Source organism: Streptomyces sp. SCSIO 75703 (assembly GCF_036607905.1).
GTDB lineage: Bacteria > Actinomycetota > Actinomycetes > Streptomycetales > Streptomycetaceae > Streptomyces.
Genome location: NZ_CP144555.1, coordinates 5022838 through 5035479, shown reverse-complemented (window position 1 = coordinate 5035479; position 12642 = coordinate 5022838). Strand labels below are relative to the sequence as shown.

Annotated in this window: 10 protein-coding genes; 7 read left to right on the top strand and 3 right to left on the bottom strand. The window is 75.4% G+C overall.

Annotated elements, in window-relative coordinates:
• The first annotated feature begins 103 nt into the window (after positions 1-103).
• From VM636_RS22110 to VM636_RS22095, 4 genes are all read left to right on the top strand, one after another.
• Complete coding sequence (locus tag VM636_RS22110; RefSeq protein WP_030417766.1) at positions 104-727, top strand: GntR family transcriptional regulator; 624 nt, start codon at positions 104-106, stop codon at positions 725-727.
• A 411-nt stretch (positions 728-1138) separates the two neighbouring features.
• Positions 1139-3841 (top strand): pyruvate dehydrogenase (acetyl-transferring), homodimeric type, encoded by a 2703-nt coding sequence (aceE, locus tag VM636_RS22105; protein WP_030417765.1) that lies wholly within the window; start codon positions 1139-1141, stop codon positions 3839-3841.
• A gap of 81 nt (positions 3842-3922) precedes the next feature.
• Positions 3923-5074 (top strand): WYL domain-containing protein, encoded by a 1152-nt coding sequence (locus VM636_RS22100; RefSeq protein WP_030417764.1) that lies wholly within the window; start codon positions 3923-3925, stop codon positions 5072-5074.
• Positions 5075-5173: 99 nt separating this feature from the next.
• Positions 5174-5695, top strand: coding sequence for a DUF4240 domain-containing protein (locus tag VM636_RS22095; RefSeq protein WP_053912575.1), 522 nt, complete (start codon positions 5174-5176; stop codon positions 5693-5695).
• A 52-nt stretch (positions 5696-5747) separates the two neighbouring features.
• Here the strand turns inward: VM636_RS22095 and VM636_RS22090 are convergent, their stop codons facing one another.
• Both VM636_RS22090 and VM636_RS22085 read right to left on the bottom strand, forming a co-directional pair.
• Positions 5748-6602, bottom strand: a complete 855-nt coding sequence (locus tag VM636_RS22090; protein WP_078962481.1) for a peptidoglycan recognition protein — start codon at positions 6600-6602, stop codon at positions 5748-5750.
• A 67-nt stretch (positions 6603-6669) separates the two neighbouring features.
• A complete protein-coding gene (locus VM636_RS22085; RefSeq protein ID WP_053912692.1) occupies positions 6670-7167 on the bottom strand; it encodes a GNAT family N-acetyltransferase in 498 nt (165 codons plus the stop codon).
• A gap of 73 nt (positions 7168-7240) precedes the next feature.
• Here VM636_RS22085 and VM636_RS22080 point away from each other — a divergent pair, with 73 nt between their 5' ends.
• The gene (locus VM636_RS22080) at positions 7241-8143 is read left to right on the top strand and encodes a TIGR01777 family oxidoreductase (protein ID WP_030417760.1); all 903 of its coding nucleotides are present in this window, start codon (positions 7241-7243) and stop codon (positions 8141-8143) included.
• Between the two features lie 235 nt (positions 8144-8378).
• Entirely contained in the window at positions 8379-9836 is a 1458-nt protein-coding gene (locus VM636_RS22075; RefSeq protein WP_053912574.1) for an NAD(P)/FAD-dependent oxidoreductase, read from the top strand.
• A gap of 174 nt (positions 9837-10010) precedes the next feature.
• Here VM636_RS22075 and VM636_RS22070 read toward each other — a convergent pair whose 3' ends face one another.
• Positions 10011-11474 carry a hypothetical protein gene (locus VM636_RS22070; RefSeq protein WP_030417758.1) on the bottom strand — a complete coding sequence of 488 codons (1464 nt, stop codon included), beginning with the start codon at positions 11472-11474 and terminating at the stop codon, positions 10011-10013.
• 256 nt (positions 11475-11730) lie between these two features.
• On the opposite strand from VM636_RS22070, the gene lipB reads away from it, so the two are divergent.
• A complete protein-coding gene (lipB, locus tag VM636_RS22065; RefSeq protein ID WP_078855645.1) occupies positions 11731-12600 on the top strand; it encodes a lipoyl(octanoyl) transferase LipB in 870 nt (289 codons plus the stop codon).
• The last annotated feature ends 42 nt before the right edge of the window (positions 12601-12642 follow it).

The following is a 12642-nucleotide window of genomic DNA, read 5'->3' as shown; positions in this document are numbered from 1 at the left end:
CCCCGGTGCCCCCTCGTGCGCCCTTCCCCCGGGCCTCCGCCACCGTATTGTCTAAAGGTCGAACGCCCCCGGGGGCCGCAAGGCCCCGCCCGAAGGAGCCCACATGACCGCCCCCGTCGTCCACTCGCTGCGCGAACAGATCCGCGAGCACATCCTGGAAGGGATCATCAGCGGGCGCTGGCAGCCGGGCGAGCGGATCGTGGAACGGCGCATCGCCACCGAGCTGGAGGTCAGCCAGACGCCCGTGCGGGAGGCCCTGCGGGAACTGGAGTCCCTGCGGCTGATCGAGTCGGCGCCCAACAAGGGCGTGCGGGTGCGCAATCTCAGCGCCGCCGACCTGGAGGAGAGCTACCCGGTCCGGGCCGGGCTGGAGGCGATCGCCGCCGAGCTGGCGGCGGAGCGGCTGGCCGGGGACTGCTCGGCGCTGGAACCGCACGTCAGCGCGCTCTACGAGGCCGACCGGGTCGCCGACGGCACCGGCCAGGTGCGGCACACGGTGGCCTTCCACCGCGAACTGGTGCGGGCGGCGGGCAACGCGGTGCTGCTGCACACCTGGGAGGGCCTGGGCATCGAGGTCTTCACGGCCCTGTCGATCCGGTGGCTGGGCACGGTGCAGCAGTCGTACGCCGAGGAGCACGAGGAGCTGGTGGCCGCCTTCCGCCGCCGCGATCCGCGCATCGCGGAGATCGTGAAGGCCCACGTCCTGGGCTGCGCGCCGCGCGCCTGAGCCCCACGGCCGGCGCGGGTGCCGGGCCGCCCGGAAGCGGGGCGGGCCGCGCGGGGCGAACACCCCCCGCGTGCGAACGCCCGGCCGCCGGGACGCGGGGCCCGTCCCCTCAGCGGCCCTGCACGCCGGGCGGACGGCTCTGAGCCGGCCCGGTCGGCGGGCTCCCGGCACCCGCGCCCACCTGCGAAAACAGCGACCGAGAAGCGTCACCCCGTGCCATCGTCGAAGGCACCCCGTGCCGACTTTCTCGTGTTCGAGAGGTTTTACCGTCAAACCTTTGATCGATCATCGATCAGCGAGTTACAGTCACCGACGGGCTTCCACCAGAGCCCCAGCCCTGTCCTGCCAAAGACCAAGGGCACCCCCGAACCCTTATTGAGGGAACCCCCTTCGACTGAGGAAGGCGGCGACATGACCGACCCCAACGCCATCCAGCCGAGCGCGCTCGACCAGCTCCACGACCGCGACCCCGAGGAGACCGCCGAGTGGCGGGCCTCGCTGGACGCCGTCACCGAGGCGGCCGGGCCGCACCGTGCCGCGTACCTGATGCGCCGCACCCTGGAGCACGCCGAGGGCGCGGGCATCCCGCTGCCGAAGCTGCTGGATACCGACTACGTCAACTCCATCCCCACCGCCGCCGAGCCCCCGGTGGACGGCGACGAGGAGCTGGAGGCCCGGATCACCGCCTGGAACCGCTGGAACGCGGCGGCGATGGTGACCCGCGGCAGCGAGCACGGCGTCGGCGGCCACATCGCCACCTTCGCGTCGGCGGCCTGGCTCTACGAGACCGGCTTCAACCACTTCTTCAAGGGCAAGGAGGCCGACGGCTCGGGCGACCAGCTCTACATCCAGGGCCACGCCTCGCCCGGCATCTACGCCCGCGCGTTCCTCGACGGCCGGCTGGACGAACGGCACCTGGACAACTTCCGCCGCGAGGCCGGCGGCGACGGCCTGCCCTCCTACCCGCACCCGCGCCGGCTGCCCTGGCTGTGGGAGTTCCCGACCGTGTCCATGGGCCTCGGCCCGATCTCCGCGGTCTACCAGGCGCGGTTCAACCGCTACCTGACCAGCCGCGGCATCAAGGACCTGTCGCGGTCCCACGTATGGGCGTTCCTCGGCGACGGCGAGATGGACGAGCCCGAGTCGACCACCGCGCTCACGCTCGCCGCCCGCGAGGGCCTGGACAACCTGACCTTCGTGGTCAACTGCAACCTCCAGCGCCTCGACGGGCCGGTGCGCGCCAACTTCAAGATCGTGCAGGAGCTGGAGGCGCAGTTCCGCGGCTCCGGCTGGAACGTCGTCAAGACGCTCTGGGGCACCGCCTGGGACGAGCTGTTCGCCCTGGACACCACGGGCGCGCTGGTCCGCCGGCTGCGCGAGGTGCCGGACGCCCAGGTGCAGACGTACCAGACGCGCGACGCCGCCTACATCCGCGAGGACTTCTTCGGCGCGGACCCGGCGCTCGCCGAGATGGCGAAGCTGCTCTCCGACGACAAGATCATCGAGTGCTTCCACTTCTCGCGCGGCGGCCACGAGTCGCGCAAGGTCTACGCCGCCTACCGCGCCGCGCTGGCGCACCGCGGCGCGCCGACCGTGATCCTGGCCCAGACGGTCAAGGGCCACACGCTCGGCGAGGGCTTCGCGTCGAAGAACGCGAACCACCAGATGAAGAAGCTGTCCACGGACGAGTTCAAGGCGATGCGCGACCGCCTCGGCCTGCCGATCAAGGACAGTGACTTCGCCGACGGCGTGGTCCCCTACGGCCACCCGGGCGCCGACTCCCCCGAGGTCCGCTACCTCCAGGAGCGCCGCGCCGCCCTCGGCGGTCCGGCCCCGGCCCGCCGGGTGCACCCGGTGGCGCCGCTGCCCGCCCCCGCCGACAAGGCGTTCGCCGCCTTCGACAAGGGCTCCGGCGCGCAGAAGGTCGCCACCACCATGGCGTTCGTCCGGCTGGTCAAGGACCTGGTCCGCGACAAGGAGACCGGCCGCCGCTGGGTGCCGATCGTCCCGGACGAGGCGCGCACGTTCGGCATGGAGAGCCTCTTCCCCTCGCTGGGCATCTACTCGCCCATGGGCCAGACGTACGAGCCGGTCGACCGCGACCAGCTCATGTACTACAAGGAGGCCACCAACGGCCAGATCCTCAACGAGGGGATCACCGAGGCCGGTTCGATGGCCGACTTCATCGCCGCCTCCACGTCGTACGCGACGCACGGCGAGCCGATGATCCCGTTCTACATCTTCTACTCGATGTTCGGCTGGCAGCGGACCGCCGACCAGATGTGGCAGCTCGGCGACCAGCTCGGCCGCGGCTTCCTGGTCGGCGCGACCGCCGGCCGGACCACGCTGACCGGCGAGGGCCTCCAGCACGCCGACGGCCACTCCCCCGCCATCGCGGCGACCAACCCGGCCGCCCTCTCCTACGACCCGGCCTTCGCCTTCGAGCTGGCGACCGTCGTCAAGGAGGGCCTGCGCCGGATGTACGGCGCGGCGGCACCGGGCGAGGACCAGGACGTCTTCTACTACCTGACGGTCTACAACGAGCCGCTGCCGCAGCCGGCGAAGCCGGCCGTCCCCGGCATCGACGAGGGCATCGTCAAGGGCCTGTACCGCTTCAACACGGCGGAGACGGCGGGTCTGACCCCCGCGGCGAACGCGCCGCGCATCCAGCTCCTCGGCTCCGGCACCGCCATCCACTGGGCGCTCGCCGCGCAGCGACTGCTCGCCGAGGAGTGGGGCGTGGCCGCCGACGTCTGGTCGGCGACCTCCTGGACGGAGCTGCGCCGGGACGCGATGGAGGCCGACGCGGCGCTGCTGCGCGGCGAGGAGCGGGTGCCGTTCGTGCGGCAGGCGCTGCACGGCGCCGAGGGCCCGGTCCTCGCGGTCTCCGACTACATGCGCCAGGTCCCGGACCAGATCGCGCAGTGGGTGGAGCAGGACTGGTCCTCGCTGGGCACCGACGGCTTCGGCCTGTCGGACACCCGTGACGCGGCCCGCCGCCACTTCGGCGTCGACGCCGAGTCGATCGTGGTCGCGGCCCTCGCCCAGCTCGCCCGGCGGGGCGAGGTCAAGGCGACGGCCGTGAAGGAGGCGCGCGAGCGCTACGGCCTGTAAAGCGCTACGGCCTGTAACAGGAGCACGTGGTCAGTGGGAGGCCCCCCGCCCCGGCGGGGGGCCTCCTGCATGATGGGCACCATGCGCGCTGCCCGCCTGATCACCATGGTGCTGCTGCTCCAGTCCCGGCCGTCCATGACCGCCGCCGAACTGGCCCGCGAACTGGAGGTGTCGGAGCGGACCGTGGCCCGGGACGCGCAGGCCCTCTCCGCGGCGGGCGTGCCGGTGTACGCCGAGCGCGGCCGGGCCGGCGGGTACCGGCTGGTCGGCGGCTACCGCACCCGGCTGACGGGGCTGGCCCGGGGCGAGGCCGAGGCGCTGTTCCTGTCGGGGGTGCCGGGGGCGCTGCGCGAGATGGGTCTGGAGGACGCGGCGTCGGCGGCCCGGCTCAAGGTGTCGGCGGCGCTGCTGCCCTCGCTGCGTGACGCCTCGCGGACGGCGGCGCAGCGCTTCCACCTGGACGCGCCGAACTGGTTCCGCGAGCCCGTCACGCCCCCGTTGCTGCCCGCCGTCGCCGACGCGGTCTGGGACGACCGGCGGGTGCGCGCCCGCTACCGGCGCGGCGAGGAGGAAGCCGAGCGGGACCTGGAGCCGTACGGGCTCGTCCTGAAGGCGGGCGTCTGGTACCTGTGCGCGCGGGCCCTGCCGGGGGTGTCAGGGCGGACCGAGGAGGCCCGTGAGGCTGCTGGGGCCCATGAGGCTGCTGGGGCCAGTGAAGCCCATGAGGCTGTTGGGGTCAGTGAGGCCGATGACACCCATGAGGTCCGCGAGGCACGCGAGGCATGTGAGGCCCGTGAGGCCGGGGAGGATGCGGGGGGCGACGGCCGGGGCGGGTACCGGGTGTACCGGATCGACCGGTTCACGGCGGTGGAGGCGGGCGAGGGGCGGTTCCGCCGGGACGCGGAGTTCGACCTGCCCGCCTTCTGGGCCGACCAGGCGGAACGATTCGCCCGGTCGATCCTGCGGGACCGCGCGGTGGTGCGGCTCTCCCCGCGCGGTGTCCGGAGCCTCTCGCACGCCGTCGACCCGGTCGCCGCGCGGGACGCCCTGGAGACGGCGCGGGCGCCGGACGCGGAGGGCTGGGTGACGGTGACCCTGGCGGTCGAGTCCGAGGAGGTGGCGCACGACCAGCTCCGCGCCCTCGGCCCGGAGGCGGAGGTCCTCTCCCCCGCCACCCTGCGCGCCCGCTTCGCGGAGGACGCCCGCCGGTTGTCGCGGCGCTACGGGGAATAGCGGGCGGCGGCTCGCCCCGCCGGCCGGTGGCCGGCCCGGCGGGTCGCCGGGGGCGCTCCGCGTGCGGGGGGTGCGCGCAAGGCCGATGCTGTACCCGTGATGGACGAGACGGAGTTCTGGGAGCTGGTCGACGCCACCCGCCAGGCTGCCGGCGGCGATCCCGAGGAACAGGCCGACCTGCTCGTGGACCGGCTCCTGGAGAAGGACCCGGATCTGGTGCTGGACTTCGCCCGCCACTTCGAGGCCCGCTGCAACCGGGCCTTCACCTGGGACCTGTGGGCCGCCGCCCGGGTCCTGCTCGACGAGGCCGACGAGGACGCGTTCGACTCCTTCCGCTGCTGGCTGATCGGCCAGGGCCGCGAGGTCTACGAGGGCGCGGTGCACGACGCGGACGCCCTCGCGGAGCTGCTGGACGACTTCGACGAGGATCTGGACGGCGACGGCGAGGACCTGGGCTACGCCGCCGACGAGGCGTACGAGCAGCTCACCGGCGCCGTCACCCCCGAACTGGGCATCGCGCCCGCGCCCGCCGAACCGCTGGGCACCCCCCTCGACCTGGAGGACGAGCGGGAACTCGCCCGGCGGCTGCCCCGGCTCTGGGAACGGTTCGGCCCCGGCTGAGCGCCCGCCCCGCACCCGCCCGTCGCGGGCGCGCCGCCCCCGTGCCCGCCCCTCACGGGCTCCCCGCCTCCTGGACCCGGCGCTCGTCCCCGGTGCGGCCCTGGAGCCGCGCCGCGCGCTCGCGGATCTCGGGCAGACGGGCGCTGAGGGCGGCCCCGGGGCACGTGGTCCGGTAGCCCTCGTCGTGGCCCGCGACGGCGGGCAGCGTGGCGGTGTCCCCGGCCGTGTACCGGCTGTGACCGTTGCTGGACACGAGCCGTACGCGCGTGCGCGGGTCGGTGTCGCTGCCGCCCAGCTTCCACGCCGCCACCGCGGCGATCGCCTCGGTCAGCGCGTCCGGCACCGGCACGCCCTCGGTGAACGTGCCGAGGGCGGCGACGCCCGCGGTGCGGTGGTTGAAGCCCTGGGTGTGGGCGCCGGTGACGGGCCGGTCGATGCCGCCCGCGCGGCCCTCGTAGACGGTGCCGCAGCGGTCGACGACGAAGTTGTAGCCGAGGTCGTCCCAGTCGCGGCCGTCGGTCTGGCCGTCGTAGAGGCCGCGGATGATCCCGGGCGCGTCGGCGCAGTCGTAGGCGTTCGGCGTGTCGGTGTGGTGGACGAAGACGGCGACGACCGCGTCGTCGTAGCGCGGTTCGGGCTGGTCGCGGGCGGCGTCGCCCAGCCACTGGGCGCGGGGCACGACGGCCGGGCGCGGGGCGGCGTGGGCGGTGGCGGCCCGTGCCGCCGCCGTACGGGCCGCGGCGGCGCGGGCGTGGCTGGACACGGCCCGTTCCACGCCCGCGGCGCACAGCCAGAGGGCGGCGACGGCGGCGAGGCCGGGGAGGCTGCCGAGCAGCAGCCGGGACACGCCGGACAGGCGGGCGGAACGCCGTTTCCGTGCCCCGCGCGATCCTCGGAAGACACGCATGGTCCCACTGTCGGGCCGCTTGGGTCCTGCGGCGAGCGCTGCTGTGCCACCCGGTGGAACGGTCCCGTCAGAGGGCGGACACGAGCGGTCGTCCCATCAGCACGTCGTCGACGTACTCCCCGCCGAGCAGGAACTCCTCCGGCTGGACGCCCTCGACGACGAAGCCCTCGGACTCGTAGAGCTTGCGCGCGGCGGTGTTGTGGCCGAGGACGCGCAGGGTGATGCGGCGCGCGCCCGCCCGGCGGGCGTCCTCGACGGCGGCGCGGACCAGGGCGCGTCCGGCGCCCCTGCCGCGGGCGGCGTCGCAGACGGCGAGGCCGCGGATCTGGCGGACGTGCGTGTTGGAGGCGAGTCCCGTGGGGAAGCCGATCCGGACGTAGCCGACGATCTCGCCGTCGAGTTCGGCGACGAAGTGGTCGTCGGGGCCGGACGTCGGGCGGAAGAAGGGTTCGTCGGGGCCGGGCGGCGGCGAGACGGCGTGCAGGTGGGACCAGGTGAGGCGGTCGAGGCGGCGCAGCGGCTCCTCGTCCTGTGGCCGGGCGCGGCGTATGTGCGGTACGGACATGACGGTCACTGTACGGCGCGTGTCCCGGGCGCCGGCCGGGTTTTTTCCGGGTGGCGCCCGGCAGGATGGGCGCATGGAACCTTCCCGAATCGTGGTGGCCGGCGCGTCCGGGGTCATCGGCGGCGCACTGGTGCGGTCGCTGGTCGCGGACGGGCACGAGGTGGTGCGCCTGGTGCGTCGTGAACCCCGGGGGGCGGACGAGTTCCGCTGGGATCCCGAGAGCGGCCGGATGGACGCCTCGGCCCTGGCCGGCCTTGACGCGGTGGTCAACCTGGCCGGGGCGGGGATCGGCGACCACCGCTGGACGGAGGCGTACAAGGCGCGTCTCCTCGGCAGCCGGGTGGGCGGCACGACGGCGCTCGCCGAGGCGCTGGCCGCGCTGGAGCCGGCGGTGCGCCCCCGCGTCTTCCTGAACGGCAGCGCGATCGGCTACTACGGCGACACCGGCGCGCGGAGCGTCGACGAGAGCGCCCCCGCCGGGGATGGCTTCCTGCCCTCGCTCTGCGTGGCCTGGGAGGCCGCGGCGGCACCGGCCCGGGAGGCGGGGGTGCGCACGGTGTTCGCCCGCACGGGGCTGGTGGTCAGCCGGGCCGGGGGCGCGTGGGGGCGGCTGTTCCCGCTGTTCCGGGCGGGTCTCGGCGGGCGGCTGGGCGACGGCTCGCAGTACTGGTCGTTCGTGGCGCTGCACGACGAGGTGGCCGCGCTGCGGCACCTGCTGGACCGCGCGGACCTGTCCGGTCCGTTCAACCTCACGGCCCCGCACCCGGTGACGAACCGCGAGGTCACCCGGGCGATGGGGCGTGTCCTGCACCGTCCCACGCCCTTCCCGGTCCCGGCGCCGGTGCTGCGCGCCGTCCTCGGCGAACTCGCCGCCGACGTGCTGGGCAGCGCCCGCGTCCTGCCCGCCCGCCTCCTGGAGTCGGGCTTCCGCTTCGCCTTCCCGGAGATCGACGGCGCGATCCGCGCGGCGGTGTAGCCCCGGCCCGTGCCGCGCGGCCCGCCCCGGCCGAGGCGCTTCGCGCCGGGGGCGGCACGGGGGCGCGGCCGGGGGTCCCGGCGGCGGGCGGGCATGCGACCGGTGTGCGACCGTGCCCTGTCTCCGCGCGACTCCCGCCGGGCCGCCGCGGCCCTACGCTCGTCACGAACTCGGGTATCCCTCGTGCCGGTTGGGGGCAGGACGTCTCCAGCGGCCGCGCACCCTAGGAGGGCACGTGCATGAGCCCGCGTACCAGGCGGACGTCGTCGTCGTGGGGGCCGGGATCGCCGGACTCGCCACGGCGCATCGGCTGATCAGCGCAGGAGTGTCGACGACGGTCCTGGAGGCGTCCCACACGGTGGGCGGCCGGATGGCGACCGAGAAGGTCGACGGTTTCCGGCTCGACCGGATCGGCCGGCCCCTGTCGGCCGCGTACCCCGAACTCGCCCTCACCCCGGGCCTGGAGGGCCTCACGCTCCTCCCGTACGCCCCCGGGGTCCTGCTGCACAGCGAGGGTCGCCGGCATCGCGCGGGCGCGCCCGCGGGCGCGGGGGGCGCAAGGGGCGCACTCCATGCGGTACGGGCCTTGGCGAGCGCCCCCCGGTCGGCGCCGGGGAGGCCGGTGCCCTCGGGGGTCCTCGCCGGCCCCCTCGGCGCCGCGTCCCGGTCCGCGAGCGCCCCGGCGCCCCTCGTCCCGCTCCCGGCGGACGCCCCGGGCGGCGAGGGCGGCCCGGCGCGGGCCCGCTCGCTCGGTCTGGTGGCGCCCCTGAGACTGCGGGCCGCGCTCACCCGGCTCGCCGGCACCCCGGTGGAACGGCTGCTGGCCCGCCCGGAGCTGCCCGCGGCCGAGGCGCTGGTGCTGCGCGGGCTGCCGACCCGCACGATCGGCGGATTCCTGCGCCCGCTGCTCGCCGCGCTGCTGTGCGATCCGGACCTGACCACCTCCAGCCGGTGCGCCGACCTCGCGCTGCGCTCCTTCGCGCGCGGGCGGCTGTGGCTGCCGGAGGGCGGCGCGGACGCCGTGCCGGAGCTGCTGGCGCGGACGCTGCCGCCGGGCACCGTGCACACCGGCGTGCGGGTCACCTCGGTCGCCACCAACGCCGTGGCCACCGCCGAGCACGGCGTCTTCCGCTGCCGCGCGGTGCTGGTGGCGACCGACGCCCGCGCCGCCGCCGAACTGCTGCCGGGGCTGCGGGTGCCGGAGTTCCACCCGGTGACGGTGGTGCACCACACGACGGAGGACCCGCCGCCGACCGGCACCTCCCTGCTGCTGGACGCGGACCGCGGCGGGCCGGTCGCCCACACGGCGGTGGTGAGCCAGGTGGACCCGTCCCGCGCCCCGGCCGGGCGTGCCCTGGTCTCGTCCACGGTGCTCGGGCCGCCCCCGGCGGACGTGGACGACGCCGTGCGCGGGCACCTCGCCCGGCTGTACGGCGCCCCCACCACGCGCTGGGAGACCCTCGCCGTCCACCACACGGCCGACGCCGTGCCCGTGATGCGCCCGCCGCACGATCTGCGCCGCCCGGTGCGGCTGCTGGCCGGGCTGTACGTGTGCGGCGACCACCGCGACACCAGCACCGTCCAGGGCGCGCTGTACTCGGCGCACCGGGCCTCGGCGGCGATCCTGGCCGACCTGGGCGCCGGCCGGCCGATGGACCGGGCCGAACCGCTGCCCACGGCCCGCGCCGCGTAGGGCGTCGCCGCGGTGCCCCGTCCGGACCGCACGCGGGCGGCGTGCGGCCGGGCGGCGCCGCGGGGCGCCGCGCCGCGCGGGTTCCGCCGGACCGCCGCGGGGAGCGGGCCACGTCGGCGAAACCGGCCCGCTCCCCGTGACGGCCCCGGCGGCCTCTCGCGCCGGGACCGGTGGCTAGCCCAGGGCGGCCACGCGGTCCCGGTATCCACGCACGGGCGCCGCGTCCCTGTACGGCTCCAGCCGGCGCTCGAAGTCGCGCACGTACTCCGTGGCGCGCACCGAGCGCATCTCCGCCGCCTGCGCGGCCGCCTCGGCGGCGAGCTGGCACGCCTGGTCGAGTTCGCCGAGGCCCAGGCGGGCGGTGGCGAGCACGATCCGGCAGAAGAGCCGGCTGCGGGCGTGGACCGGGGAGCGCAGGTGCAGCGAGCGCTCCGCGTACTGGGCGGCGGCGCGGAACTGCTGGAGGTCGCGGTGGCAGTGGCCCAGTTCGTCGGCGAGCTGGGCCTCGTCGAAGAACCGCGCCCAGTACGGCACCTCGTCACCGGGCCGGGCCGTCTCCATGGTCCGCTCCGCCCGGACCAGGGCGGCCGTGCAGGCCCGTACCTCGCCGAGCACGGCGTGCGCGCGGGCCTCGGCGGCGTGCAGCAGCGTCTGCACGACGGGCGGGGCGGAGGTGCCCACGCCCTGCTGCGCCACCCGCGCGAGCTGGCCCGCCTCGCGCCCGTGGCCCAGGTAGACCGCCTGGCGGCTCATGGTGACCAGCACGTAGCTGCCGTAGGCCCGGTCGCCCGCGGCCTGGGCGAGGCGCAGCGCCTGCACGAAGTAGCGCTGGGCGAGCCCGTGCGCGGCGATGTCGTACGAGGTCCAGCCGGCCAGCCGGGTCAGGTCGGCGGCGGCGGCGAACAGCCGGCGGCCGGTCTGCTCCCCGTAGGTGCCGCGCAGCATGGGCTCCAGCTCGTGCTCCAGGTAGCGGACGAGGGCCTGGCGGGCGTGGCCGCCGCCGTACCGGTCGTCGAGGCTGCGGAACAGCTCGCCGACCGAGCGGAGTGCGGCGAGGTCGCCGCCGGTGACGCGCTGGCCGGGGACGCGCTCGGCCGCGGTGCGCCGGCGGGTGGGGTCGGGGGCGGTGCCGGCCCTCGGGGGCGCGGGCCGGCCCTGGGCCGGGATGCGCACGGGCACCTCGGCGCGGGCCACCCGCTCGTCGGGGCGGCCGATCAGCCAGTCCCGGCTGGGCACGACGAGCCCGGCCGGGGTGAAGGCGATCTTCCGCAGTTCGGCGTGGCTGCCGGAGTCCTTGCGCCACAGTCCGCCGACGATGTCGACGGCCTCCTCCGGTGTGGCGGCGAACTCCAGGCCCGCGTACACGGGCGCGCACGCGTCCAGGCCGAGGTCCTGGGCGGTGAGCCGGCGGCCCAGGCGCCGGGTGAAGACCTCGGCGATGAGGGCGGGGGTGGTGCCGCGGGGTTGTTGACCGCGGAGCCAGCGGGTGACGGACGTCTTGTCGTATCTGAGGTCCAGGCCGTGTTCGAGTCCGAGCTGGTCGACGCGACGTGCGAGACCCGCGTTGGAGAACCCCGCTTCGGCGATGAGTGCGGCTAGCTGGCGGTTGGGGGTGCGCTGCGCGGGTCGTTCCGTCATGGTGCTGTGCGGTCTCCTGCCTTCCGGGCGTTCGATCACCCGGAGCGCCTGTGAGCAGCCCTGATGGCCTCTTGGTCGGCGCGAATGTAGCGGAGAGTGAGCGAGCTATCGCACACTTCGCCAGGCATTCATCCGATCGTGTGAGGATTGAATGCGGAGCTGACGGGAATGGCCCCCGGCTCCCGGTCCGGCCGCCGGACGTACAGTGGCGTGGGCACGGCGCGTGCCCGACGACCCTTGCAGGGAGGTGCTGGGCGTGAGCGAGGTGCGGTTCGTCCGGATGGGCTTCGGAGCCGACGCCGTGGACTACCGGGTGGCCTGGGACGAGCAGCGCCGGGTGCACGCGGCGCGCTTCGCCGACGAGGTCCCCGACACCGTGATCCTCCTGGAGCACCCGCCGGTCTACACGGCCGGCCGGCGCACCGAGGCCGGCGAACGTCCCCTGGACGGCACCCCGGTCATCGACGTGGACCGCGGCGGCAAGATCACCTGGCACGGCCCCGGCCAGCTCGTGGGCTACCCGATCCAGAAGCTGCCCCGTCCGGTGGACGTGGTCGCCCACGTCCGGCGGCTGGAGGAGGCCCTGATCCGCACCTGCGCGGAGTTCGGGCTGGAGACCACCCGGGTCGAGGGCCGCAGCGGCGTGTGGGTGCTCGGCGACCCGGTCGGGCAGCGCCCCTCGCCCGGCGGGCTCTCCCTGGACTTCGACCCCCGCCTCACCGACGACGAGTTCGACCCCCGGCTCAACGGCCCGGAGTACGCGCCCTCCAACGCGGGCCAGCGCGGCGAGGACCGCAAGATCGCCGCGATCGGCATCCGGGTCGCCAAGGGCGTCACCATGCACGGCTTCGCCCTGAACGTGAACCCGGACAACAAGTGGTTCGACCGGATCATCCCGTGCGGCATCCGGGACGCCGGGGTCGCCTCCCTGGCGAACGAGCTGGGCCGCGAGGTCACCCTCGACGAGGTGCTCCCCGTGGTCGAGCGGCATCTGCGCGACGTCCTGGAACACGCCGACCTCCGGCCGCGCGTGATCGAGAAGCCGGCGAGCGGGGAGCCGCCCGCCGCCCCCGGGGCCCCCGGGCCCGCCGCGGCGGACGGGCGGCCCGAGAAGGCGTCGGCTTGACCGTTCACCCGTTCCGGGGAATGCACCCCCTGGGTCTGAGGT

What these genes read in the sequence shown, in the direction of transcription:
- VM636_RS22100 (WP_030417764.1), top strand. Translation starts at nt 3,923, where the DNA reads ATGCGCGCTGCCCGCCTGATCACCATGGTGCTGCTGCTCCAGTCCCGG.
- VM636_RS22085 (WP_053912692.1), bottom strand. Translation starts at nt 7,167, where the DNA reads ATGTCCGTACCGCACATACGCCGCGCCCGGCCACAGGACGAGGAGCCG.
- VM636_RS22095 (WP_053912575.1), top strand. Translation starts at nt 5,174, where the DNA reads ATGGACGAGACGGAGTTCTGGGAGCTGGTCGACGCCACCCGCCAGGCT.
- VM636_RS22080 (WP_030417760.1), top strand. Translation starts at nt 7,241, where the DNA reads ATGGAACCTTCCCGAATCGTGGTGGCCGGCGCGTCCGGGGTCATCGGC.
- VM636_RS22090 (WP_078962481.1), bottom strand. Translation starts at nt 6,602, where the DNA reads ATGCGTGTCTTCCGAGGATCGCGCGGGGCACGGAAACGGCGTTCCGCC.
- aceE (WP_030417765.1), top strand. Translation starts at nt 1,139, where the DNA reads ATGACCGACCCCAACGCCATCCAGCCGAGCGCGCTCGACCAGCTCCAC.
- VM636_RS22110 (WP_030417766.1), top strand. Translation starts at nt 104, where the DNA reads ATGACCGCCCCCGTCGTCCACTCGCTGCGCGAACAGATCCGCGAGCAC.
- VM636_RS22070 (WP_030417758.1), bottom strand. Translation starts at nt 11,474, where the DNA reads ATGACGGAACGACCCGCGCAGCGCACCCCCAACCGCCAGCTAGCCGCA.